15 protein-coding genes (1 of these 15 only partly in view) are annotated in these 25,001 nt (G+C 40.4%); 9 read left to right on the top strand and 6 right to left on the bottom strand.

Features of this window, described 5'->3' with window-relative positions; genetic code table 11:
- The 3 genes from LA313_RS00095 to pruA form a co-directional block, all read right to left on the bottom strand.
- Positions 1–381: the beginning of an HYR domain-containing protein gene (locus LA313_RS00095; RefSeq protein ID WP_228912570.1), read on the bottom strand. Its footprint begins 6,069 nt before the window's first position; the window shows 381 of its 6,450 coding nt (coding positions 1–381); the start codon lies at positions 379–381; its stop codon lies off the left edge, out of view.
- A 193-nt stretch (positions 382–574) separates the two neighbouring features.
- The gene (locus tag LA313_RS00100; RefSeq protein ID WP_228912571.1) at positions 575–11,299 is read right to left on the bottom strand and encodes an Ig-like domain-containing protein; all 10,725 of its coding nucleotides are present in this window, start codon (positions 11,297–11,299) and stop codon (positions 575–577) included.
- 307 nt (positions 11,300–11,606) lie between these two features.
- Positions 11,607–13,232, bottom strand: a complete 1,626-nt coding sequence (pruA, locus tag LA313_RS00105) for an L-glutamate gamma-semialdehyde dehydrogenase (RefSeq protein ID WP_228912572.1) — start codon at positions 13,230–13,232, stop codon at positions 11,607–11,609.
- Between the two features lie 137 nt (positions 13,233–13,369).
- Between pruA and LA313_RS00110 the strand changes: the two genes are divergently transcribed.
- A complete protein-coding gene (locus LA313_RS00110) occupies positions 13,370–14,080 on the top strand; it encodes an NRDE family protein (protein WP_228912573.1) in 711 nt (236 codons plus the stop codon).
- 448 nt (positions 14,081–14,528) lie between these two features.
- Here the strand turns inward: LA313_RS00110 and apaG are convergent, their stop codons facing one another.
- From apaG to LA313_RS00125, 3 genes are read right to left on the bottom strand one after another with little or no spacing between them, the layout of a single operon-like run.
- Entirely contained in the window at positions 14,529–14,915 is a 387-nt protein-coding gene (gene apaG, locus LA313_RS00115; RefSeq protein WP_228912574.1) for a Co2+/Mg2+ efflux protein ApaG, read from the bottom strand.
- 1 nt (position 14,916) lies between these two features.
- A complete protein-coding gene (locus LA313_RS00120; protein ID WP_228912575.1) occupies positions 14,917–16,005 on the bottom strand; it encodes a DUF3667 domain-containing protein in 1,089 nt (362 codons plus the stop codon).
- Positions 16,006–16,021: 16 nt separating this feature from the next.
- The gene (locus LA313_RS00125; RefSeq protein WP_228912576.1) at positions 16,022–17,275 is read right to left on the bottom strand and encodes a type IX secretion system plug protein; all 1,254 of its coding nucleotides are present in this window, start codon (positions 17,273–17,275) and stop codon (positions 16,022–16,024) included.
- A gap of 160 nt (positions 17,276–17,435) precedes the next feature.
- Here LA313_RS00125 and LA313_RS00130 point away from each other — a divergent pair, with 160 nt between their 5' ends.
- From LA313_RS00130 to LA313_RS00165, 8 genes are all read left to right on the top strand, one after another.
- Positions 17,436–18,770, top strand: a complete 1,335-nt coding sequence (locus LA313_RS00130) for a Na(+)-translocating NADH-quinone reductase subunit A (RefSeq protein WP_228912577.1) — start codon at positions 17,436–17,438, stop codon at positions 18,768–18,770.
- Between the two features lie 12 nt (positions 18,771–18,782).
- Complete coding sequence (locus LA313_RS00135) at positions 18,783–19,964, top strand: NADH:ubiquinone reductase (Na(+)-transporting) subunit B (protein WP_228912578.1); 1,182 nt, start codon at positions 18,783–18,785, stop codon at positions 19,962–19,964.
- Positions 19,965–19,966: 2 nt separating this feature from the next.
- A complete protein-coding gene (nqrC, locus tag LA313_RS00140; protein WP_228912579.1) occupies positions 19,967–20,701 on the top strand; it encodes an NADH:ubiquinone reductase (Na(+)-transporting) subunit C in 735 nt (244 codons plus the stop codon).
- Between the two features lie 5 nt (positions 20,702–20,706).
- Positions 20,707–21,474 (top strand): NADH:ubiquinone reductase (Na(+)-transporting) subunit D, encoded by a 768-nt coding sequence (locus tag LA313_RS00145; protein WP_228912580.1) that lies wholly within the window; start codon positions 20,707–20,709, stop codon positions 21,472–21,474.
- A 24-nt stretch (positions 21,475–21,498) separates the two neighbouring features.
- Positions 21,499–22,113, top strand: a complete 615-nt coding sequence (nqrE, locus tag LA313_RS00150) for an NADH:ubiquinone reductase (Na(+)-transporting) subunit E (RefSeq protein WP_228912581.1) — start codon at positions 21,499–21,501, stop codon at positions 22,111–22,113.
- Between the two features lie 7 nt (positions 22,114–22,120).
- Positions 22,121–23,410 (top strand): NADH:ubiquinone reductase (Na(+)-transporting) subunit F, encoded by a 1,290-nt coding sequence (gene nqrF / locus LA313_RS00155; RefSeq protein ID WP_228912582.1) that lies wholly within the window; start codon positions 22,121–22,123, stop codon positions 23,408–23,410.
- Between the two features lie 91 nt (positions 23,411–23,501).
- On the top strand, positions 23,502–23,858 hold the full coding sequence (locus tag LA313_RS00160) for a Na(+)-translocating NADH-quinone reductase subunit F (RefSeq protein ID WP_228912583.1): 357 nt from the start codon (positions 23,502–23,504) through the stop codon (positions 23,856–23,858).
- Positions 23,859–23,860: 2 nt separating this feature from the next.
- Entirely contained in the window at positions 23,861–24,874 is a 1,014-nt protein-coding gene (locus LA313_RS00165; protein WP_228912584.1) for an FAD:protein FMN transferase, read from the top strand.
- The last annotated feature ends 127 nt before the right edge of the window (positions 24,875–25,001 follow it).

Genomic DNA, 25,001 nt, shown 5'->3' on the forward strand with positions numbered 1-25,001 from the left:
GGTTACGGTGGTAACCCCAACAGGGAATACTGAGCCACTTGCAGGTCCTGCGGTTTGGGCGATTATACTTCCGGCACAATTATCATCTGCAGTTGGTGCTGTCCATGTTACCTGAGCACCACATACTCCGATGTCGTTGTTTTTTTCAATGTCTGTTGGTAGATTGATAATGGTTGGATCTTCAGTATCGTTTTCACAGTCGTTATATTCCAACGCAAAAATCCCATTAGGAGACTCATACCAGGATACAGAAATTTCGGAATGTTCTTGAGGATAATCATAGCTATCCAGTGCTGGATAACTCCAATAGGAAGCAAGGGCTGGAGTTGCCAGCAATAAAAAAGAAACCAAAATTTTTAGAGGAGTAAAGTTTTTCTCCATACCAAACCATTAGAAATCAGGAAGTAAAAGTAGGAAAAAAAAGCACATTTTTTCTTATTTATGTTTTTTTTTGGAGGTAAAGTGCATGTTTTATAGGATTATGTGTATATAGGAGTCAAATCAGATAGTGGGTTGTTAAAACAAAAAAGGCTGCAAAATGCAGCCTTTTAATTGGTTAGTTAGTTTTAAGGAGTTATTCCAGAATCACCTTTTTGACAATAATTCCCTGCTCGGTATGCACTTTCACAACATAAACTCCCGCGCTGAATCTTTGAACTGGAAGAGGAATTCTTCTTTCCAGAGGAATATTGTAATATACATGCACCTGTTGCCCCAGCATGTTATTCAGATAGACTCTCGAAATTTCCAGCAATTCCGGATTTTTAATTATAATTTCCCTGGTGCCGTTTACGTAGATCACCTCAATGGGACCTTCTTCTATGATTGGTTCTTCGGGTTCCTGAACAGCCCACCTGTCATGGAAGACAATTTGGAACCTGTTAGTGAAAGTTCCAGCCTCCGATTCTGTAACATAATCTTCCTCTCTTAAATCATGAGTGATCTGAAGCAAACTGTCTCTTAGGAAGATGTTCATTTCGTCGGGAATATTTCTTAATTCATCAATGGTTATGGTGAGCTCTCCTTTTTCTTTAACTTTTAATTCTAAATTAAGCTCCTGGTCGAGATCAAAATTGTTCACTCCCTGGATGACAAACTTGTAATTTTCAGGAGACCAATACATATCTTCTTCAATGTCCTCTATAAGTGGTGCGTCATAACCCAAATCAAAGCCGCTACTTGCGTTAGGATCTGCTGTAACCAGGAGTTGACGATGATACTTCATTGGTGATTTAAATTTTAACCAGATTTTTCTTTGGTCGTTTGTTGCTGTATTTATCGACGAACTTTTAATGGTTTTTTTCTCTTGCGAGTGGAAAACAGATTTTTCCTCAGCTTCAATTTCAAATGCTCTTTGAGTGTTATTAAAAATTACATTAATTCCTCCTGTTTTTTCAAGTGGTTGAAGAGGAGCTAAAGAATCTGCTATTTCAGCTCTTATTACCTTATTGACAAAAAATCCCTGTCCAATAGGTATAAATTGTTCCGCTTTTTTTCCTCCAGATTGACCGTTATTATTAATTCGCTGATCCATTGAGGAAGCAGGTTCTATACCTCCAGCTTTTGTATAAGTCGCATATCCTCCTACATATTCTTGAAGATAATGGCTTCTACCTGCGAAATGTGACCAAAAATAAAGAGCGCCATTAAAGTTTGAGCTTGAATTTTCTCCTGTAATATTGTCATCAATAAATTGGTTTGCATCTATGGCTGAAGGAAAAGGATTGCCTACTAAATAATTTTCAAAGGCAGTTTCAAAAGGGAGCGTGATATCTCCATTGTGGGGTTTACCTTTAAAGGTGTAATTCTGTTGATCATCGATACTGGCATTTCCATCTGTTCCTTTCATAGTATAACCTTCTCCTGCAAGTATAGCTCGCTCTTCTGTTCCTTCCGCTCCTGTCCACTCCCAGTCCTTATATAAACTAGCTGAACCCTTGAATTTCCACATCCAATAGGTGCTCAAAATTAAGTTCACGCCAGGTCCTCCATCTGCAGCTGCATATTCATCCTTAAAATCGATTCCTAAGGGATTCGATGGGTCAGTGCCATCCAGTAGCACCCCACGAATGTTGTAGGTAGCATTATTTGCAGCTCCTTGTGCACTAACAGGACTGGACCAATAATTATAATTAAAGCTTAACTTTTTTCCTTGCTGATCCCTTTGCAGCCAACCACCACTGGCATTGTCCAGTATGCTGCCATGATCCTGTAAAAGCTGGGATTCACCTACGAGGTCTATGTTTCCGTTTAAAAGTAGATAATGAGTGATGGTTAATGGATTGTCCTTATTTATACTTAATAATCCTGAATCAGATAACAAACCAAGCATAATGATATTTTTACTCTCAGAAGTAATATTATGTTGAGTTCTGGCAATATTCCAGGTTATCGGTGTACCGTCAAAAGTACTATTTGGATAATCCCAAACATCCGGCCTTGCCCAGGTATTTCTTTCTGCCCAGATATCATCAGCCCCAGAGCAATAAGGAGTAGGGGAAGTGTTTTCCTGATCTGTTGTGATATTTACTAATTTACCGGGTACTTTGTTTAAGGAATGATCAGGAGTATAACCTCCTAATGGTTTTAGATTATCGTCAAAGGTTGCACAATCTATCAGACCGTCCGGATCAGGAATAGCCGAATACAATCGGTAATATCCTGCGAGATCACCCCAGGTTTGGTCATAGAATTTATCTCCATCACGATCAAGATTATGAGTGCCATCGATATTATAACTGCTTATTCCATCGGTCATAATTAGGTTGGGAACTACTTCTCCTTCTATTAGAGTAGAGGAGTCATTGCCATCATAAAGTTTTATTCGCTGATTCATCATAAAGCGTAACTCCTTAAGATCTGGTGCCGAATCACCATTCCAAATCCTTAATTCTTCAATCCAACCTGAAAAATGGTTTGATGTTGTTTTTGTATTTGCATTATACCTGGCTCCAATACTCGTATTGTTGATATTAGAACCGTTGACAGTGATTTTGTTAGAGTAAATTCCATCAACCCAAAGATCTCCGTTGTTAGCTACGGCAATATGATACCATCTGTCATTTTTGACAATTGTCTCAGGGAGATTATCCATGCTGATTTCGAAACCGGCACTACTAAAGATAACACCGGTAGATGCATCTGTGGAACCCGTTTCACCTTCTATGGATCTATCAAATGGTCTTATCCAGGCTTCAATAAAGAAATTTCCATTATACTTGTTTCCTAAATCAACATAATCATCCACTCCATCAAAATCAAGTGTGGTACAATCTGGGAGGCTTACATCTTCCGGATTGATAGTCGGAGGGCAACCCGAGTTTTCAATAAGAACTCCATCACCATTTTCCGCCGTAGGTGTCAATTCCCAGGTAAAAGTGTAATTTCCTAAATTATCAGCTTCAAAAATGGCATCTGGATTTGTTACTGGATCAGGATCATTTGTAGTTCCGTCCGGGTTTGTTAAGGTATATTCTCCTCCTGTAATCACCCAAGCACCGGTATAACCGTCAATTGTTTGTTTAGATCCGGTTTTAAATTCTTCAGTTATATCTCCCTGAAAAGCTCCTGTTATAGTAGCTGCTAAATTCACGATAGTATTTCCACATTCCCCCGTTTCGGCAACTACATCTGTTGTATACTGATCGAAAACAAACACTCTAATAGTCTCCGAATTGTTAATGTCTTCACAAGGATCCCCGTTACTATCTAATATTAGTGCCGTTTTAACTTCGAAATCGTTCCATCCTATCTTTCTTGGTGTAAAAGAGACAGTGCTCTCGTTGTCTAACCCTATTTGTTCTAATTCTGCAGTATTAGGATCTTTATCATCATAAAACCATTGTAATAATACATTTTGAGGTCCTTCCGGTACTTTAATATTGTCTACCGCCCATATATCTCCTAATCGTACTCCTCTATATTCAAATCGAACTCGCAGGTTGGACTCCCCAATGTAGCTACCCAAATCAAAGGTCATTTGATTGACCTGCTTCTCACCATAGCCAAAGTGATCCTGAGCACCACTTTTTGCCGGCCCCACCACTTTGTAAAGCTCTTGGTATTCCGATCCATTTTTAAGTAATACTACTCTTATTGAAGCATCGGTGGTTAGATTGTACGCCTGATCAAAAGTTAGCACGGCTTCATCGGTTGCCAATAAATTAAATGGAGGAGTATCCATGTTTGAGTCATAAGTACTCTGTGCAATTGCAAAATGTTCATTCTGTTGACCATCATTACGAGGATTCCACCATTGTTCGCTTGTATTGTAGGGAGAATTTATATCAGCAGTGATAAATTTCCACTTTGGCTGCGTTTTATGCCAGTGAATAGGAGTTCCTGAATCTGCATTTGCATTATAATTGATTTCATTGCCATTAGGATCTGTAAAATCCCATCCATTATTTTTAATTCCGGCACTTGTAAAATCTCCACCTTCAAATTTTCCAAATTCTGATACATATTTAATTTCAGAACTCAAAGTGATCTCGTTTCCATAACAAAGGACTTCGGGTGTAACTTCAACCGGCTCAGGTTTAATATCTGAGGGGATCACACTTAAAATTGCTGTTTGAGAATAAACACCATTTTCGCAAGCTCCATTAACAATTTTAGCTCTAAAAATTGTTGTTTCCACATTGTTTTCTAAAATCGTTAAAAAATCTGAATTCGATAAAGTGGAACTTTGACTGTCATAAATTTCCCAGGTGAGAGTGGAAGCAGTTCTATATTCCCATTCCAGGATATTCCCGCTAAAATCCTCTAATTTTAAAGATTGCTCTAAATCGTTAGTCTGAATTTCACAGGTTAAAAAGATTCTTTGATACTCTTCCTGAGACCATGATAAAACACCTCCCTCTGGTAAAGCATCAATTGTGACATCAATGTTATTCGAGGACATTTCATCACACACACCGCTTTTTACGATGGCTCTAAATTTTGTAGTGGTTGTTAAATTAGTAAAATCGTAGGTTCCGGACGTATTATTAATAGAAATCCAATTCGTTCCGCCATCTTCAGATTTTTCCCAATATTGCACGTCACCTGAATGTCCGGATAATGTTAATGTACCATTTGGAGAGGTAACACAGACACTTTCCGGACCTGTTAGGGTACCGGGCACCGTTGGTTCATCAACTTCTATAGTAATGTTTCGGGTAGTTGTACAGCCACTTTCAAAACTTCCCGTCAAAATGTAGGTAGAAGCAGAAGTTGGATTGACAGTTAGCTCTGCGGAAGTGCCAATTTCCTGCCCATTTTCATCTTTCCAACTATATGAAGTAGCCCCATTTCCTGTAAGGACAATACTGCTTCCCGAACAGATCAAAGGATTTCCTGCATCTGAAACAGCTGTGGATTCATCAAACGTAATAGATAAGTCAGGAAGAGGATTTATTGTGAGCTTAATTTCCACTCTTTCACTTTCACATCCCTCCGTTGAGATCTGGCTTACCCAATATGAAATAGGGGTTTCAGTGACAGTCTCCGTGTTTGGAACGGGAGCGGATTCTAATGAAGTTTCAGTATCAGCACTGGGATACCAGTTTAAAGTTGCTCCGGTGTCTGCAGTGGCAGTTAAAGCAGGTGCCCCTTCTGCATTATGACAGTAAGCAACATCTGTAACGCCTGGGGCAGCCGGTCTTTGATAAATGGTAATAGTTGTTGGTGCTATAACCTCTGCACAACCGTTGGCCGCGGCAATAGTGTTTGTAACAGTATAAGTTCCAGGAGTACTTGCGGCTATATTAATTTCTCCTGTTAACTCATCTACAAATACTAATCCGGCAGAAGATGAAAATTTTCCTTTCACGGCATTTGTAGCCATTATAGGGGATGGATTTTCTGCATTACTACAAAAAGAAGAATTTTCATAAGAAAAGTCAGCAATTGGTTTTTCTCCTATAGTGAAGGTGAATTTCTTTTCTGCTACAGTACAACCTGCTGTTTGAGGATTTACTGTATATCTATAGGTAATTACATAATCGCCAGGAGTAGTTCCATTTGGTGTAATTGCCCCGGTTGAAGAATTAACCGTTAGTGCTGGATTATCTACTGAAAATACTCCTGTACCATTGGTCAAATTGTCACCGTTAGTATGAGGAGTGTAGGTGGTGTCATCAGTTTCACAAAATTCTCCTGTAGTTGCACTGTTATCTGTTGAGATGTAACTAAACTCAGTTATTACCGGTTGGGGAACAATAGTAACTGTTTTGCTATCTGTAGCTGCAGTACAAATTTGCTCTCCGTCAACTTTAAAAAACGTAGTAAGTGTAAATTCCAACACTTTACCATGATCTCCTTCAACCGGAGCATAGGTTGCAGCTGTTGGACTATTACCGTTCGTAATAGTTCCAAAACCATTACTTGTTGTCCATTCAAAGGAGCTAAAGTTTTCTGCTGTCGCGCCAGTGCCAATTGATATGGAGGTTGCTGTACTGCAAGCCTCAGAATCGTCTCCTGCACCTGCAGTTGGCGGTTCAAATGTGGCAACATTTACAATTTGAGAATATCCGGTATCGCAGGAAAAACCATCCGGACCGTCAATACGTGCACGATACTCTCCTGCCTGGCCTGTTGAAATTTCAGAATAAAGTTCACCTGTCTCTGTAGCTCCGAAGTTGCTCCAGGCATCTTGTGAAGTGGCTCTGTATTCCCACTGGTATTGTATTGCAGTGTTATCTCCAGACGCCGTAGCCGCAACTCTTAAAATTGTTTCATCACCTGCACATATATTCTGACTTTGCGGCTGTTCGTCTTCAGCGATTACAATATTTTCGTCTACAGTCACAGTCACCACCTCAGATGTGACCGGAGAACAGGCACTGTCTCCACTAACAATCACATAATAACTACCTCCAGTAGAAGAAGTTGCGTTGTTGAGTTGCAGGATGGGAGAATCTGTTCCCACTTGAGAATCTGAAGTTGCTCCAACCTTGAACCACTGGTAACTCAAGTTATCTCCCGAAGCTGCCATTTCAAGCTGAGTGGAATTAGCTGTACAAACCGCCACGGGAAAAGGTTCAGAAGTTATTTCTACGTTGGTAAAAATTGTTATAGGGAGGGTGGCAGCAAGTTCAGAACAACCTCCGGCTTCTCCTAAATAGTAATTCAAAATATATTCACCAGCAGTAGCATTTGCAGGAGTAAAAGCTCCTGTTTCTTCATTGACGGCTAAACCCTGGGATGAAAACTGTCCCCCGGTGAAGGCTCCAGAACCTGTGAGTGTAGGTGTAAAGGTTCCCTGATAGGTATCATTACAAAAAGTCACCTGATCATTTTCAAAAGAAACGTCCACATCGGGTGTCGGATTTACAATGATCTCAGTAGAACCCGTAATGGTATTTGAACACTCCGGAGCATCAGGATATTCTATACTTACCAGTTCATAGGTGTAGGTTGTAACCTGATCGTTATTCACACTTAAGGCACCAGTTGATAAAGTAACTTCCCCGGCAGCATCCAGTGCTATTGTTTGCTGGCTTCCGCCATTTATGGTGTAGGTAACTACAGCATTAGGAGTTCCATTGGTAAAGAATATATCAGTCATCCCTGCATCACAGATTTCTGTAGTTCCAGAGATCGCTACTGTTGGTATGTTTCTTACTGTGAGAACAGCGGTTTGTGAAGTTACAGGGGAACATATAAAACTTTCGGGTCCGCTAATCACTACGTAGTAATTTCCCGCATCATTCAGAGTTGCTGCGTTGATGTCAAGAGAGGCTGAATTTGTGCCTACTGCAGTACCTGAGCCCGGTGTTCCTTTGAACCACTCATAGTTCAATATCTCATTACCCGATGATGCCTCGACAGATAAAGTTGCGTTTCCACCCACACAAATTGAGGTATTAGCCGGTTGAGTAGCAATGGTGATGTTCTCATCTACCTCCAGGTTCACAACATCTGAAACAACTGTACTACAGGGCGAAGTGCCGCTGGCTTCTACATAATAATTTCCAGCGTCTGATGTGGTGACATTTTCTAGTGTTAATAGTGAGGCAGTGGCTCCTGCAACAGCAGTACCGGAACCTAAATCTCCTTTAAACCATTTATAGGTCAAGCCATCTCCGGTCGCACTTACTTCGAGCTGTACGTTTCCGCCTTCGCAAACTCTTTGATTAGTCCCGATTGATTCAATTACTACTTCTTCAAAAATGGTAATATCTGCAGTAACTATCTCAAAACCACATTCCAAGGCATCATCAAAAGTGTAAGTGATTGTATAGTTTCCGGAGGGAATATTTTCGGGTGAAAAAGCTCCATTTGCATCAAGTCCCAATACTTCCGGACCGGAATAAGAACCTCCTGTAGAAATACCTGTAATGTCTAAAGTTGGATTATAAGTGCCTGTATCGGAATTACAGAAATTAGATTGAGAATATTCTAAGGTAGCTGTTGGATGTTCATTTACTGTAATGGTTACTACATCAGAAAAATCATTTTCAGTACAAGTAGGAGAATCAGGATATGCCACACTCACAAGTTCGTAGGTAGTTGTGGATGTAAGGTTGCCGGTGTTAAATGAAGCATTACCACTCTCATCGAGAGTCACAGTTTTTTGATTAATCCCATTGATGGTGTATGTAACGACTGCATTAGGAGTTCCTGCAGAGAAATTAATATCTGTAGAAGTATTGTAACAGATTTCTGTGTCTTCGGAAAAAGAAATGGTGGGATCATCGCGAAAATATATTCTTACTTCATCATTAAATTCTTCAGTTTCCGGAGATTCACAATCCCCATTTGGCTCTTCTGTTTTTAATCTTATGGTAATATATTCTTTATTAAAATCGGCTGCAACAGGCGTGTAATTAAAATCAAAAGTCGTGACTTTTCCGTTAGGAGGAGCTGGTAGAGTGCCTGAAGCATCAGGAGAATAGATGTCAACAATCTTTATTGATTTGTTATTAAAAGAAACATTTGCCGTGAATGATAACGAAGATGTTGTTTCACAGACGATACGATCAGTTCCAAGATCGGCAACTACGTATTCTCCTAAATTAATTACATAAGGATCTGAAGCCTCACTCCCACCATCACAGACATTGTTAGCCTTTACAGTAATGTTACCACTATCCAAGGAGACGTTAGCAGAAATGTCTACAGTTATACTACTACTTTCTGCCCCACCTATTATATTCCAGCCATTTGGTAAATTCCAACTATAACTTGTTGCATTTTCTACTTTAGGAACAGTAAAAGTCACTCCATTTAGCGGCGGACACACGTTTGGACTGAGAAGAGAACTGGTAATAGGTCCTGGTTTAGAAGGAACTCCATCATATGATGTGATTATAAAATCTGAGGATGCCTCACTATCTCCACATTCATTGATTGCCTTTACATTTAAAGTTAAATTACCGGAAGAATTTAAGGTAAAATTTATGGATGGGTTTGTGGTAGTCTCTGTACTGCCGTCAGATAAGGTCCATTCATAAGTGGTTGCATAATTTACAGCGTCAACAGTGAAAGTGTTTGTGCTACCCATACAAACTTCTGTTGGGCCCGAAATAGCTGTCGGCGTAGAAGGAGCAGGATTTTTTACTGTTACAAAAAAAGAAGCAGAAACTTCACCGCAGTGATCGCTTTTTGCAGTAACTGTGATATTCCCATCCTGATTAAGGTTTCCGGAAGTGACAGTTAGTTCATTCGTATTCTGACCACTGGTAATTGTCCATCCGCTGGGGACTGTCCAGGTGAAAGTATCAACTTTTGAATCCACAGGAACAGAAAAAACTATTTGGGGAGTCTGTGGACAGAATTCAGAATCATCTGAGGCACTAGTTATAGTAATGTCATCGGGTGAACCATTATCAACATCTATTGACTTTGCGTTGGAAGGACCACTCTCACCGCATTCATTGACGGCAATCACACTTAACAATTTATCGTTGCCCGGTGCACCACTGTTAAAGGTGACTTGAGTAGTTTGCGTAGTTACCTCTGTACCATTTGGAAGGGTCCAAATATACGAGTCTGCATAAGTCACGGATGAAATGGTATAGGTCACATCTGTGTTTGGGCAAACCACAGATTCACCCGATATTGCACCTGGTGTTGCGGGGATAGGATCATGGATTGATAGTGTTACGTTACGAGCATCACTATCCAGACATGCATTTCTTGCAATGACAGAAGCTGTACCATTCTGACCGAAGTTTCCTGCTGTAGCTATAATTTGGTTGGTGCCCGCACCGGAAGCAATACTCCAGCCCGTAGGTAGTGTCCAAAGATATTCATCAACAGAAATATCACTAGGTACACTCAATGTTACTGATCCGCCTTCACAAATAAGATCATTTTCCTGAGAAGTGTCAACAGTGACTGCTCCGGGAGTAGCAGGTTTTCCCGGACCAACATTTATACTAGTCGAATTTTCTGTTGTACCGCAGTCGTTAATTGCTTGAACCTTAACAACCTTTTCATTGCCTATAGCACCTGTAGTTACAGTTACTTGAGTTCCCGTCGTCTGACCTGTCCAACCTGAAGGCAAAGTCCATTTATAAGAGGATGCCCTCGCCACATCTGATATGGACAAAGTAACAGAGGAATTGGGGCAGACCATTCCATCTTCATTTAAACCGTTCGTAATATTAATGGTTCCGGGAACATCTGGAGTTCCTGGTTTTTCTATGAATGTGATTGTATTTGTGCTATAAACAGGATCCACACACGGTACACTGGAGGTAACTAAAAGGCGGATTTGATCTCCTCCTTGTAAGGTGTTATTTGAAAAAGACGCGGCAGTACTGATTGTAGTGGTATTACCGTTTCTGGTCAGCTGCCAGTCGTATTTCGGAGTTGCTCCAAGATTGCCTGGATTTGAAGTAGTGAAGGTGACATTTTCACCAGGGCAAATGTCTGTATTACTTGCGGAAATAGTAATTTTTCCTTCCTTATTTTCGTAAACTGAAATTATTCCAGATGGGTTGCTGGTTGTTGTTTTTTCAATATCAGGCTCCGAGGTGAGACAATAAGTTACTTCCAGCCGAATTCTATTGCTCCCTAATGCTGGATTGTTGTATGACAGAGTAGATTCAATTGCATTGGCGATATCATTCCATTCTCCACCTCCAATTTGTACCTGCCACTGATATGATTTTACAGAATTGGATGGAATAGAGGAGGTAAAAGTAATAGGAAGATTGGTGGTCGTACCGTCCTTGCACAAAGTAGATGAACCGGTGGTATTGGAAATAGGAACAGTTGGTACACTATCGACGCACTGCCCCCACCCCACAGCAGAGGTCAGTAATAAAGCCCAAAAAGTAAATACTTTTAGAAGTAATTTTTTTGCCATAAACAGCCTTGTTAGAGTAGGGGGAATTATAAAACAGAGCTCCTGCAAAGAGCTCAGTAACCAACTAATTTACAATATATAAGTCGTAAGATGCTGATTATTAGGTGAAAGTATGAAAAACATCGATTAGATTCTCCTTTTAAGAAAAAATTATGAGAAAATCTTAGTGAAGTGTAAGAAAATGACTAATAAAAAAAAGGAGCCGAAAGTTAAAAAAAGTACATTTCTTTAACAATCAGCTCCTTTAAATTCCAAATGGGAATCCTTAATTTGGAGAATACCCAATTTTTGTTAAACGATTTCTCGTCTATTCTCCTAAGAACGGATACCTGTAATCTGTCGCGGTCACAAAGGTTTCTTTTATTGTTCGTGGAGAGATCCAGCGGTACAGGTTTAAAATTGAACCCGCTTTATCATTGGTTCCGCTTCCTCTGGCTCCGCCAAATGGCTGCTGACCAACAACGGCACCGGTAGGCTTGTCATTGATGTAGAAGTTCCCTGCAGCATTCTGTAATGCCTTGGTAGCTTCAGCTGCGGCGTAGCGGTCCTGTGAAAGTATTGCTCCTGTTAAAGCATATTCAGAATCATCCACCAGCTTTAAAGTTTCCTCCCACTGGTTATCCTCATATAGATAAACAGTTACTACAGGACCGAATAATTCGGTACACATGGTACTGTATTTAGGATTATCTGTAAGGATCACAGTAGGCTCTATAAACCAACCTTTAGATTTGTCGTAATTTCCACCCACTACTATTTCTGCATCACTGTCATTTTTGGCAGCATCAATGAATTTTGCCAGTTTATCAAATGAACCTTCGTGGATCACTGCTGTAATGAAGTTGCTCATATCCTCCGGAGATCCCATCTTGAACGACTTTAGATCTTCAACAACATAGCCTTTTACTTCTTCCCACATGCTCTTTGGAATATAAACCCTTGAAGCAGCACTACATTTTTGTCCCTGAAATTCAAAAGCTCCGCGGGAAATAGCAGTTGCCACTTGTTTTGGTTTGGCACTTGGGTGAGCAAGAATGAAATCTTTACCTCCGGTTTCTCCAACGATCCTTGGATAAGATCTGTAGTTGTGAATGTTATCTCCAATTTGTTTCCAAAGGTTTTTGAATACAGTAGTACTTCCGGTAAAATGAAGTCCGGCGAAATCCCTGTGTTCAAGAACAACATCAGAGATCATTTTTGGATCTCCCATGACCATATTAATAACCCCATCTGGCATTCCGGCTTCCTTGAAAACTTCCATGATCACCTGTGCAGAATAAACCTGGGAGTCACTCGGTTTCCAGATTGCCACATTCCCCATTAATGCGGGTGCAGATGGAAGGTTTCCTGCGATAGCTGTAAAGTTGAAAGGAGTTACCGCATAGACAAAACCTTCCAAAGGACGATATTCAAGTCTGTTCCATGCTTCCGAAGAAGATTCCGGTTGCTCTTCGTAAATGCGGGTCATGTATTCCACATTGAAACGAAGGAAATCGATCAATTCACAAGCCGAATCAATTTCAGCCTGAAAAATGTTCTTTGACTGCCCAATCATGGTCGCAGCATTGATCTTGTAACGGTAAGGACCTGCAATAAGCTCGGCAGCCTTAAGGAAAACAGCAGCTCGCTGCTCCCATTCAAGGTTCGCCCATTTTTTACGGGCTTCCAAAGCTGCATTTATAGCCTTTTCCACATGCTCTTTTGAAGCCTTATGGTAATCTCCAAGATGATGCTGGTGATCGTGCGGCGGATTCATGGGTGCCGTGTCACCGGTTCTGATCTCTTCGCCTCCAATATAAAGCGGCACCTCTACTTTGCTGTTGTACAATTCTTTATAAGCCTTTAAAACGGCCTCTCTTTCGGGGGTTCCCGGAGCATATGATTTTACTGGTTCATTTACTGCCTGCGGAACCTGGAATACACCTTTTCCCATAGTTTTATCAGATTTTTTTGATTTCTAAATAAGTGTCGTAAAGGTAAAAAAATTAAAAGAATTTTACTTCCCCTAATTTTTTCTGAACTTTACTCAAAATCAGGAGCTAAAAGGTAATAAATCTTAATATTTTCATAATGTGCACCGTCAGCTTAACTCCTTTAAAAGGTGATAAATTATTTGTTCTTACCTCCAATAGAGATGAGGCACCCGGGCGGGAAACTTTACCGCCAAAGATGTATGAAATAGAGGGCTTGAAAATGGCATTTCCAAAGGATGTTCTTGCCGGTGGAACCTGGCTTGGCGTGAGTGAACGAAAGAGAGTGATCTGTTTGCTTAATGGGGAATTTAAAAAACATGTGCGAAAATTGCCATACGGGAAAAGCAGGGGAGTAGTGGTTAAAGATCTTCTTGCTGCTGAAGATTTTACTGAAGCTGCGGATGCTTATGATCTTTCGGAAGTTGAGCCTTTTACCATTGTAGCTGCCGATTGGCAAAAGGAGCTTTTTTATGCTGAATTTGTCTGGGATGGCAGTGCAAAACATTTCCGAAGGTTATCTCTTAAGCCGCACATCTGGTCTTCAAGTCCTCTTTATTCAGCTGAAATGAAGCAGGTTCGGGAAGATTGGTTTTCAGAACTTCAGAAACAGCAGGAATTAACGCCTGAAGCATTGCTAAATTTCCATTTTTCTGCAGGTAAGGGAGATAAAGATAAAGGAGTGATCATGGATAGAGGATTCGTTAAAACAAAAAGTATTTCTCAAATTACCGTTTTTGAGGGGGAAGTAAAATTATACTATAGGGACCTCGAAGGAGGCGGGGAGACTCAGCTTGATTTGGAGATTTGAGGATTTCAAGATGATACAGACCTGCCAAAGTTTTAAATATTAAATCCTGGAGGTTCGAGGTTAATCGTTCAGCTTCTTATTCTTATATAGAAATCGGTAGGTCTTGAGTCTTAAAAAGGAGTGTCAAAAATGACATTTTTGAAGGTAATTTGAGAATTTGTTGGTTTGAAAATTACAACATAACTCAAATCTGCCAAACACTGAAAGACCTCTCGACTCTGCTCGAGGAGACGTGGTATTAGTAGTCTGGTCAAAAAAATGGCATTTTTTAAGAACATTTGAAGATGTGCTGATTTGAAAACTTGAAGATACTCTAGAGTAAAAAAGACTTTAAACCTTTTTAGAGCCAGGTGTTAAAAATGTCATTTTCGGAAGGTGTTTCCAGTTGCTGGTCACTTATTCAGCTCGAAAAAACCTGAATTCCAAACCTTAAACTTTAAACCTTGAACTAATTTAGTGCAAAAGGAGCACTTAACTTAAAGGAAGGAATAGCAACTCTAAATTTTCTGGTAGTGGTAAAATTGATCATGCTGTAAAAACCACTCATGGCGCCAAAGGGAGAGGTGAGGAGACATCCGCTTTTGTAGGTGTGCGATTCTCCCGGCTTTATAACCGGTTTCTTACCAATAACGCCTTCGCCTTCTACAATTTCAGTTCGGTTTAAGGCATCTTTGATCTTCCAGAATCTCGAAGTAAGCTGCACAGAATCTTTGCTCTGGTTTTCAATCGTTATTTGATAGCCAAAGGCGAAGTGGACTCTATAATTTTTATAAAAAGTCCCTTCAAAATTTGTTTCTATTGAGATTTTAATACCTCTGGTTATTTGTTGAATCATGCTAATAGATCGCAAAAGATGCAAGTAAAGAAAATCCTGCAGCCACTACCGCTAAAATAAAGAATATTATGTTGATAATGATAAACTTTAAAATCGTTTTAACTCTTCCCTGTCCATAAAATCTTCGAAAAGCTTTGTAGAGATAGAAACCAAAAACAAGGGTCGCTATCCATGTAGCTGTACCGGTGTTAAGGATCGAATTGAATCCAACCGCAATTCCATAAAGGACAAACCAGGTGGTCTGATTATGGAAAGTAAAGATGAGGTGTTCCATGTAAGTAAAAGGCCGTCGCAGATACAAAAGCCATATAAAAAGAGCAAAAACCGGAAGATAAAAGAAGATAATAAAAGGTAATTTGCTGGTAAAATAGTTCCAGAAAAGGTCGGAATCTGAACTGAATCTTTCAGCATCAACTGTCTTCTTGTAATACCATTGATTGAAGCCGGTTTGAGAATAGTTGAGACTGTCCAGAGCAGCTTTAGCGTTTCGCATTTCTGTACTTTTATAGTGATCCGAAAAAACCTGCCATTGTTTGAATCGGGCATTAAAATAGGACATGGTGTCCAGGTCTTTTTCGGGAATATATTCAACTGTTTGAGTCCCAGTGGTATCCAAGGTTGGGAGAATCACATCAAGAGCCGGATTTTCAAGGCGTTGATCGGCCAAAATGGAATCTGCTTCTCTTCGTTGTTCCAGAGAGTCTTCACGATCGATTTCAACAGGTGCCTCCAACTGGTGAGTAGCACTCCAAAGTAGAAAAAAAATGATGGATGCGCTTAAGTAGAACCTATATGGATTAGCATATCGAACACGCTTTCCTTCTATATAATCTTTCGAAATTTTTCCAGGTTTGAAAAGTAAAATTCCTAAAGTGCGGTAGAAACGGGAATCATAAGCAAATATACCTGCAAAGAATTCATTAAAAAAGTCGTTAAAAGCCAGTTTCTTGGTGCTGTTCAGTTGTCCGCAATTAGGGCAAAATTCATCGCTAATATCAAGAGGGTGATAGCAGTTAAGGCACTCGGTGTTGCGGTATTTGAGCTTGTGACGCTCTTTGTAGATGGTCGGCAGATTGTTTCCTTTTTCCATGAGCTTTACGGAAAAACTAGTTGCTGATATTTAATGATGTGGCATTGCCAACGCCAATGACTCTGGTGTATCTTCCGCCGGGAGGCAGGTAATAGATTAGGACTGTATAATCATTTTCGGTGCTAACAAAATTTCCGCTAATAAATCCTTCGTCAAGAATCCCGTCATTCCGCAGATATACATATTTATAGTCATAATAACCTTGTTTAAAAAGGCGGGCGTTTTCATAAGCACTTGTTTCAGGATTATATTTTAGCCTGGTGCTCTCATCGAGATTGAAATTGTTAAACTCTCCATATAGATGTACCTCTCCACCTTCCAGCGGCTCAGGAGTACGAAGGGAAAAATGAGTCCAAACATAACCTGCTTCAATATCATCTTCCTCGGCCATAAATTTTCTCACCACAAATTTTCCATTTATATCGGGGTTATAGGTGTAGGGTTCAAAAGCCCTAATTTTGTCGGGGAAGAGGTAATGATGGTAAAGGTCCTGGACATCGATATACTGGATCTTTACTGTAGCAGAACGCAGGTCTTTACTATCAAAATTTAGAAATTCGTTACCTCCCCAAAATGAGGTTAGCTCGTCATATTTATAAATAAGGGTGGAGCCAATGTGGTATTGAGGGCGAATGTTGTAAATGGCGGTTTTTAAATTATTGTTTTGAAGAATTACAGCCCATACAGACTGTTCGGGCGTTCGGATGATAAATTCCGGGGCATGGACTTCAAAATTTACCAATTGTTGGCTGTGTATCAATTTTACTTCCCTGGATTTTCTTACGTCTACCTTCACCCTCGTAAGAGGTTCGTATACAATAAACTTCCGGGAGAATACCAGTTCCTTGTTATCATTAAAGATCTTGAGCAAGTAATTTCCGCTTACTTTTAAGCCACGGGTATTCTCATTAGGTATGTTAAGTTCGTAATGTGAGTAAAGCTGCAGGGTATTGAATGAATTTTCGTAATCTGTGATCCTTACGTTATCGAAACCTTCCAGATATTCATTTTTTAGTAATTCTGAAGGTGTCCAGTCGTAGTTGAAATGTTCAATGGTATAATAATAGTTTGCTTCATCTCCCACAAGATCATCAAAAGAAAGGAATATGGGCTCTCCCAGGCGAACTATGGGCACACCACTGTATTCTTCGGCGCCGGTAAAGATTACGGTCCTGATATAGGTTGGGGGGGTAGTTTCAATTATTTGCTGGGCAGCAGCAAAGTAGATCCCGGAGAATATTAGAAAGGAGAGGGTAAAGAATAACTTCATGCACCAAAAATAAATCTAAATATACTGAAAAACTGATTACAGTCATTATTTGTTGGATTTAACAATTGGGAACGGAATTTATTCAGTTTAAATTGGGATTTATGGGTCGGAAATCTGTAAATTTGCCCGAATTTTAAACGAAATTTTAACACTCCATCCTATGTCAAAAGACATTAGAATTAAAAAAGGACATACGCTGCGCCTAAAAGGGGAGACGGAAAAAACCCTGGTTGACGCACCGCGTTCTGGGACTTTTGCCGTAAAACCACCAGATTTTCATGCGGTAATCCCAAAAATGGTATTGAAAGAAGGAGCCCGGGTTGAAGCCGGAGATGAGCTTTTCTTTTCTAAATATTCAGAAGAAGTGAAGTTTACTTCTCCTGTGAGCGGAACGCTTAAAGAGATAAAAAGAGGGGAGAAGAGACGAATTATGGAGGTGATCATTGATGCAGATCCATCTGACACCTACAGGGAATTCGGAACTATGGATCCTCTTTCGGCCGACGCTGAAGCTGTGAAGAACAGGATCCTTGAAAGTGGCTGCTGGGCTTTTGTTAATCAGAGACCATACGACATTGTAGCAGATCCAAAAGACAGTCCTAAGGCAATTTTTGTTTCGGCATTCAATACAGCACCTCTTTCACCCGATGTGGAATTTATCCTCAAGGATAAAATGGATGCCTTCCAGGTCGGAATTAATGCTTTAAGCCGTATGGCGAAGGTGCATTTGTGTGTGGCGCATGACAGTTCCTTGTTTGGGAATGTGAACAATGTGGAGCTTCATAAGGTTTCAGGGCCACACCCGGCGGCAAATGTTGGAGTGCAGATTCATCATGTCGACCCCATTAATATGGGAGAGCGTGTATGGACTTTGAAGCCTGAGGATGTGGCGATTATTGGTGAGCTTTTTACGACTGGTAGATTTAATGCTGTACGTACGATCGCCGTTGCAGGAAGTGAGGCTGAAAACCGTAAATATTTCAGAACGAAAATCGGAGCTAATGTTACCGATATCATTGGTACTGTTGGGAATGATGTGAGAATTATTTCCGGAGATGTGCTTACAGGACAAAAACTTACCAATGGACAATATGTTGGTTTCTTCCCAAACCTCATTACCTTGATTCCCGAAGGGAATAAATACAGGATGTTTGGTTGGTTGCCTTTTACATATAATGATATCCCCTCCAAATCCCGTACCAATTTATCGTGGATGTTTCCGAAGAAAAAATATGAGGTTGACACGAACCTGCATGGTGAGGTAAGAGCCCTGGTTGTTACCGGTGAAATGGAAGAGGTGATGCCAATGGATATTTTTCCAATGCAATTGATAAAGTCATGTATGGCTGGAGATATTGAAAAAATGGAAAATCTTGGGATCTATGAAGTAGCGCCGGAGGATTTTGCACTTATTGATTACGTGAATACTTCCAAGATCGAAGCGCAGGAGATTATACGATTAGGTTTGGATTTAATGATTACCGAAGTAGGTTAAACAGCGTTAACTATGGAATGGATTAGAACAAAATTAGATAAATTAAGAGAGCCCTTTAATCAGGGTAAGAAATACGAAAAGTTTGCGCCGGCTATTAACGCTTTTGATACGCTGCTTTTTACTCCCAATCATACTACGAGTAAGGGGGCGCATATAAGGGATGCGGTTGACCTTAAAAGGGTGATGATAACTGTGGTGCTTGCTCTTGTTCCGGTTTTATTGTTTGGAATGTGGAATACAGGTTATCAATACCTTAAACAAATTCAACCCGAAGTTGATTTTTGGGATGCCTTTGGTCATGGAGCTTTAGAGATCCTGCCAATGATCGTGGTGTCTTATGCAGTGGGACTGGGAATTGAATTCGCCTTTGCGATTTTTAGAGGACACGAAGTTAACGAGGGGTACCTGGTAACTGGATTGTTGATCCCTATGATCATGCCGGTAGATCTTCCACTTTGGATGTTGGCGATTTCTGTTGTTTTTGCTGTATTGATTGGGAAAGAAGCCTTTGGAGGAACAGGAATGAATATCTTAAATCCCGCTCTTACAGCGCGTGCCTTTGCATTTTTTGCTTATCCTACATATATGTCTGGTAATCAGGTTTGGGTAAGTGAGGCGAGTAGTCTTGATGCAGTTTCAGGTGAAACCATATTGGGAACTCTTGCAGCAGGGCAGAAAGTTGAATATAGCTCAATGGATATGTTCCTGGGGATTATTCCAGGTTCTATAGGTGAGACTTCTATGGCCTTGATCCTGCTTGGTGCGCTTATGCTTATCTTTACAAAAGTTGGTAGCTGGAGGATCATGCTTAGTTGTTTTATAGGAGCTGCGGCAATGGGATTGATTTTTAACGCACTTCCCTCTATGGGGATTGCCGGTAACGAATTGACGAATTTTGCCTGGTACAACCACCTTTTGGCTGGAGGACTTGCTTTTGGTATTGTGTATATGGCAACAGATCCTGTATCGGCCTCACAAACCACAAAAGGAAAATGGATCTATGGGTTTTTAATCGGATTCTTTTCAGTAATGATCCGCGTGTTTAACCCCGCTTATCCTGAAGGAGTAATGCTGGCTATTCTGTTGATGAACGTATTTGCACCCACTATTGATCACTACGTGATTCAGTCAAGTATTTCACGCAGAAATAAAAGAAAAAAAGGAATTAATCCGCAAATTAACACAGCTGTTTAATTATGGAAGAGAAAGGAATAAATAAGACAAACACCAACTCATACACCTTTATATTCGCGATAGTGATGGTGGTGATAGTTGGTAGTGTCCTGGCTTTCGCTGCGACTTCATTGCAGCCAAGGCAGTATGAGAACATGCGTATAGATAAAATGCAGAGTATTCTCGCTACTGTTGGAGTGCAGGCAAGTAAGGAAGAAGCACAGGAATTATACGACCAGTATATTACCGAAGAGATCGTTCTGGATAGCCAGGGAGAAAAGAAAGAAGGCGTAAATGCTTTTGATGTTGATCTTGCTAAAGAACTTAAGAGATCTCCAGATCTTCAGAATTTTCCGCTTTACATTGCTAACGTGGAAGGAGAGCAATATTATATAGTTCCCTTAAGAGGATCGGGACTATGGAATGCGATCTTCGGATATATTTCGCTTCAGGAAGACATCAATACTGTTAAAGGAGCTACTTTCGATCACCTTGGTGAAACTCCCGGTTTAGGAGCTCTTATTACCGAGCAATGGTTCAGAGAGCGTTTTGCGGGTAAGAAAATATTTGACGAGACCGGAGCTCTTGTAGGAGTATCTGTTGTAAAAGGAGGTTCTCAGGGAGATCCCAATAAAGTGGATGCTATTTCGGGATCTACTATTACCGGAGATGGAGTATCTGATATGATCTCTGAAAGACTTAATCGCTACCTGCCCTTCTTTGAGAAGCAGGAAGGTTTTAATGTACCAAATAATTAATTGTTATGGCACAGGAAATAAAAAATAAACCTGAGCAGGGAGCTGAGGTTAGTATAGAAGAAAAAGAAGCTAAGAGAAATGCACTTGTACTTTTCTTATCCAATACTGAGGAGAGAGAAGGTCTTTTTTCAAAGAGGAACAGGAAGCTTCTACAAGATCCTTTAAATGATGATAACCCAATTACCGTTCAGGTACTTGGAATTTGTTCTGCTCTTGCAATTACTGTTCAATTGGAACCTGCGGTGGTTATGACCTTTGCCGTGGTTTTTGTTATGGCAGCCAGTAACGTTATCATTTCATTATTAAGAAATATGATCCCAAGCCGAATCAGGATCATTGTGCAGCTCGTAGTGGTTGCATCCCTGGTGGCGCTGGTGGACCAGGTTCTAAAAGCATATGCGTACGATGTTAGCAGGCAGCTTTCGGTCTTTATCGGTCTTATTATTACCAACTGTATCGTAATGGGGCGTCTTGAGGCATTCGCATTGGGGAATAAACCCTGGAGGTCATTCCTTGATGGTGTAGGAAATGCTGCCGGGTATGGATTGATCCTTATAATTGTAGCTTTCTTCAGGGAATTGCTTGGAGCCGGAAAATTATTTGGATATGAAATTCTTGGACATAAAGGAGCAACTATTGCCGAATCCTCAGGATTGTATGCTTTAGGCTATGAGAACAATGGTTTAATGCTGTTGTCGCCTATGGCTCTTATTGTAGTAGGATTGATCATCTGGGTACAAAGATCTAAGAACAGGAAACTAATTGAAGCCTAATCTATAACAGCAAAATAAATCACTATGGATTATATAAATTTATTTGTCAGAAGTATTTTCATTGAAAACATGGTTTTCGCATACTTCCTTGGAATGTGTTCTTATCTGGCAGTATCAAAAACAGTGAAGACAGCGGTTGGATTAGGAGCGGCGGTTATTTTCGTTCTTACTATGACCGTACCTATTAATTTCCTGCTCGACAACTACCTGCTACAACCCGGTGCTTTGTCCTGGTTGGGAGCAGAATATGCTACTATTGACCTTAGTTTCCTTAGCTTTATAATGTTTATTGCGGTAATTGCTGCCATGGTACAATTGGTGGAAATGATGGTGGAGAAATTCGCTCCGGCTCTTTATGGAGCTTTGGGAATATTTCTTCCGTTAATTGCCGTAAATTGTGCCATCCTTGGAGGCTCTCTTTTCATGCAACAAAAGGCTTTTGGCGGAATTAGTGAGGCGGCTACCTATGGGTTTGGTAGTGGAATCGGATTTTTCCTTGCAATCCTCGGAATTGCTGCTATAAGAGAAAAAATTACTTATTCAAATATCCCGCTACCATTAAAGGGATTGGGAATCACTTTCATCATCACCGGACTTATGGCCTTAGGGTTCATGAGTTTCATGGGAATTAAAATATAGAGAAGTCATGACAGTTATTATAGCAAGTGTAATTGTATTTTTATTATTGATCCTCATCCTGGTGAGTATCCTCTTAGGTGCTAAAGCGAAGCTGGTACCTTCAGGTCCCGTGAAGATCAACGTAAATGGAGAGAAAGATCTGGAAGTAGGTTCTGGTGGAACATTACTTACCACTCTTGGAGATAACAAGCTTTTCTTACCCTCTGCCTGTGGTGGTGGTGGTACCTGTGTACAATGTAAATGTATCGTTTCTGAAGGTGGGGGAACAATTCTTCCTACAGAAGAGCCTCACTTTACGAGAAAAGAGATTGCACAGGGATGGCGTCTTGGATGCCAGGTGAAAGTTAAGCAGGATATGAAGATCGAAATTCCTGAAGAAGTCTTCGGAATTAAAAAATGGACAGCTACAGTAGTAAGTAATTATAATGTGGCCTCATTTATTAAGGAATTCGTAGTGGAGATACCTGAAGATATGGACTATAAGGCAGGTGGATATATTCAGATCGAGATCCCTAAATGTGAAGTGAAATATGAAGATATGGATATCACTGCACACCCTGAAGAACATCCGGGGGAACCCGAAAAGTTCAAAGCAGAATGGGATAACTTCAACCTGTGGCCTTTAGTGATGAAGAACGTGGAAACAGTAGAACGTGCATACTCCATGGCTTCTTATCCTGCCGAAGGAAGAAGGGTTATGCTTAACGTTCGAGTAGCTACGCCGCCATGGGATAGAGCAAAAAATGGATGGATGGATGTTAATCCCGGAATTGCTTCTTCCTTTATATTTAATCAAAAACCAGGCGATAAAGTTGTAATATCTGGGCCTTACGGTGAATTCTTTATCAACCACAGTGATGCCGAAATGCTTTATGTGGGAGGTGGAGCTGGTATGGCCCCAATGCGTTCGCACCTATATCACCTTTTCAGAACATTGAAGACCGATAGAAAAGTTACTTATTGGTATGGAGGTCGATCAAAAAGAGAATTGTTCTACGTGGATCATTTTAGAGCCCTGGAGAAAGATTTCCCAAACTTTAAATTCTATGTTGCCCTTTCTGAACCATTGGAAGAAGACAACTGGAAAGTAAAAGACGGAATTGAGGGAGAAGGCGACGGATTCGTTGGATTCATTCACCAGGTGGTGATTGATAACTATCTTAACCATCATGATGAACCAGAAGATATAGAGTTCTACTTCTGTGGACCACCATTGATGAACAAGGCGGTGGAGAAAATGACCGACGATTTTGGTGTCCCACCAGAAAATGTAAGATTCGATGACTTTGGAGGTTAATCGAAAATAAAATAAATAAAAAACAGCTGCTTTTCCAGCTGTTTTTTTTCGTTTGAGGTAGCACATAAGTCTTAATTATTTAAATTTACCTATGGCGGAATTATCAGATCAGGAATTACATAATCTCGCAATGAACATTGCGGGGAAGGATCTGGAGGATCAGGGATATGAATTTCTGGGGGTGAACAGTGAATTCAAGAAGGATCCGCAATTTGTTGCCCTTAAAGATAAAAAGCTGCATTTTGTTATTGTCAGGGCAATTGAATATCCTTATGATCCGGGAGAGATCCCTTTCATACTTCTTGAAACAATAAAACAACATGCGCTAAAATTCAATGCCCGCACATTTTATGCGGGAGTGGGTTTGGCTAATTCTAAAGATTATGAATTGCCGGTGTCCAGTTCAGAGGATTATGTTGTGAACTACCCCGGATTAAAAGAGATCTAAAAATGACATTTTTAAGACCTGTTCTTTGCTTTTGCTTAGTTGCTCTTTTTCTGTCTTGTTCTGAATCTACCAAGGAAAGAGCATCATACGGAGAAGCTCTGGGAACTACTTACAGCATTAAATATTATTCTGAAGACATTATTCCTTTAGATAAAGCTCTCGATTCAATCTTTGAAAGGGTTAATCAGTCTATGAGCACCTATAGAGATTCATCTGATATCTCGAAAATTAATCAGGGAGATAGCCTCGTAAAGGTTGACAGTCTTTTCCAGGCCGTTTTTGTAATCTCAAAACAGGTGTGGAAGGATAGTAACAGGTACTTTGATCCTACTGTGGGGGATTTGGTTAATCAATACGGTTTTGGACCCGAAGCAGGGTCTAAAGAAATAGATTCTGTAGCCATTGATTCCCTCATGCAATTTGTTGGTTTTGAAAAACTGGAATTAAAAGGTGATAGGCTTATAAAAGAATCTCCCCAGGTCTATCTCGACTTTAATGCCATTGCCAAAGGTTACACAATTGACCTCATTGGTCATTATATGGACTCAAAAGAAATTGAAGATTATCTTATTGAAGTGGGAGGAGAACTTCTTGCAAAGGGCGTCAACCGGGAGAGAGGATCTTACTGGACTGTTGGAATTGATGATCCTATGCAGGAGGAAGGACAAAGGGAGCTAACAGCTACAATAGAATTGCGTAACAGAGCCATGGCTACATCAGGTAATTACCGGAAACACAGAACAGATCCTGAAACAGGAGCGCTTTATGTGCACACCATCAACCCTCTTACCGGCTTTGCTCAGAAAAGTGATCTTTTAAGTGTAACGGTTCTTGCTGAAAACTGTGCCTTAGCCGATGCTTATGCGACTGCTTTTATGGCTATGGGCTACGATCTCTCAAAGCTGCTGCTTTCCAAAAATGACAAACTTGATGCTTTTCTTATCTACTCTACCCTGGAAGGGGAAATGAAGGAATTTGCCACGCCTGGTTTTGAAGAATTAATGAAGGATCTTTAAAGGATCTATAGCAAGGAGACTGCGAGGTTACTAAATTGAAAGTTGGAAAGTGAGCCGGCTGTAATTTCTGTGTAGCTATAGTTGTAAGGTAATAATCATTACTCCCTTTTTTGGAATTCATAGACCA

Origin of the sequence: Salinimicrobium sediminilitoris (assembly GCF_020866905.1) — a bacterium.
Classification (GTDB): domain Bacteria; phylum Bacteroidota; class Bacteroidia; order Flavobacteriales; family Flavobacteriaceae; genus Salinimicrobium; species Salinimicrobium sediminilitoris.

Excerpts from the sequence above, each read along its gene's own strand:
- pruA (WP_228912572.1), bottom strand. The coding sequence starts at position 13,232 with ATGGGAAAAGGTGTATTCCAGGTTCCGCAGGCAGTAAATGAACCAGTA.
- LA313_RS00125 (WP_228912576.1), bottom strand. The coding sequence starts at position 17,275 with ATGAAGTTATTCTTTACCCTCTCCTTTCTAATATTCTCCGGGATCTAC.
- LA313_RS00135 (WP_228912578.1), top strand. The coding sequence starts at position 18,783 with ATGGAATGGATTAGAACAAAATTAGATAAATTAAGAGAGCCCTTTAAT.
- LA313_RS00110 (WP_228912573.1), top strand. The coding sequence starts at position 13,370 with ATGTGCACCGTCAGCTTAACTCCTTTAAAAGGTGATAAATTATTTGTT.
- LA313_RS00145 (WP_228912580.1), top strand. The coding sequence starts at position 20,707 with ATGGCACAGGAAATAAAAAATAAACCTGAGCAGGGAGCTGAGGTTAGT.
- LA313_RS00130 (WP_228912577.1), top strand. The coding sequence starts at position 17,436 with ATGTCAAAAGACATTAGAATTAAAAAAGGACATACGCTGCGCCTAAAA.
- LA313_RS00165 (WP_228912584.1), top strand. The coding sequence starts at position 23,861 with ATGACATTTTTAAGACCTGTTCTTTGCTTTTGCTTAGTTGCTCTTTTT.
- apaG (WP_228912574.1), bottom strand. The coding sequence starts at position 14,915 with ATGATTCAACAAATAACCAGAGGTATTAAAATCTCAATAGAAACAAAT.
- LA313_RS00100 (WP_228912571.1), bottom strand. The coding sequence starts at position 11,299 with ATGGCAAAAAAATTACTTCTAAAAGTATTTACTTTTTGGGCTTTATTA.
- nqrF (WP_228912582.1), top strand. The coding sequence starts at position 22,121 with ATGACAGTTATTATAGCAAGTGTAATTGTATTTTTATTATTGATCCTC.
- LA313_RS00160 (WP_228912583.1), top strand. The coding sequence starts at position 23,502 with ATGGCGGAATTATCAGATCAGGAATTACATAATCTCGCAATGAACATT.
- LA313_RS00120 (WP_228912575.1), bottom strand. The coding sequence starts at position 16,005 with ATGGAAAAAGGAAACAATCTGCCGACCATCTACAAAGAGCGTCACAAG.
- nqrE (WP_228912581.1), top strand. The coding sequence starts at position 21,499 with ATGGATTATATAAATTTATTTGTCAGAAGTATTTTCATTGAAAACATG.
- nqrC (WP_228912579.1), top strand. The coding sequence starts at position 19,967 with ATGGAAGAGAAAGGAATAAATAAGACAAACACCAACTCATACACCTTT.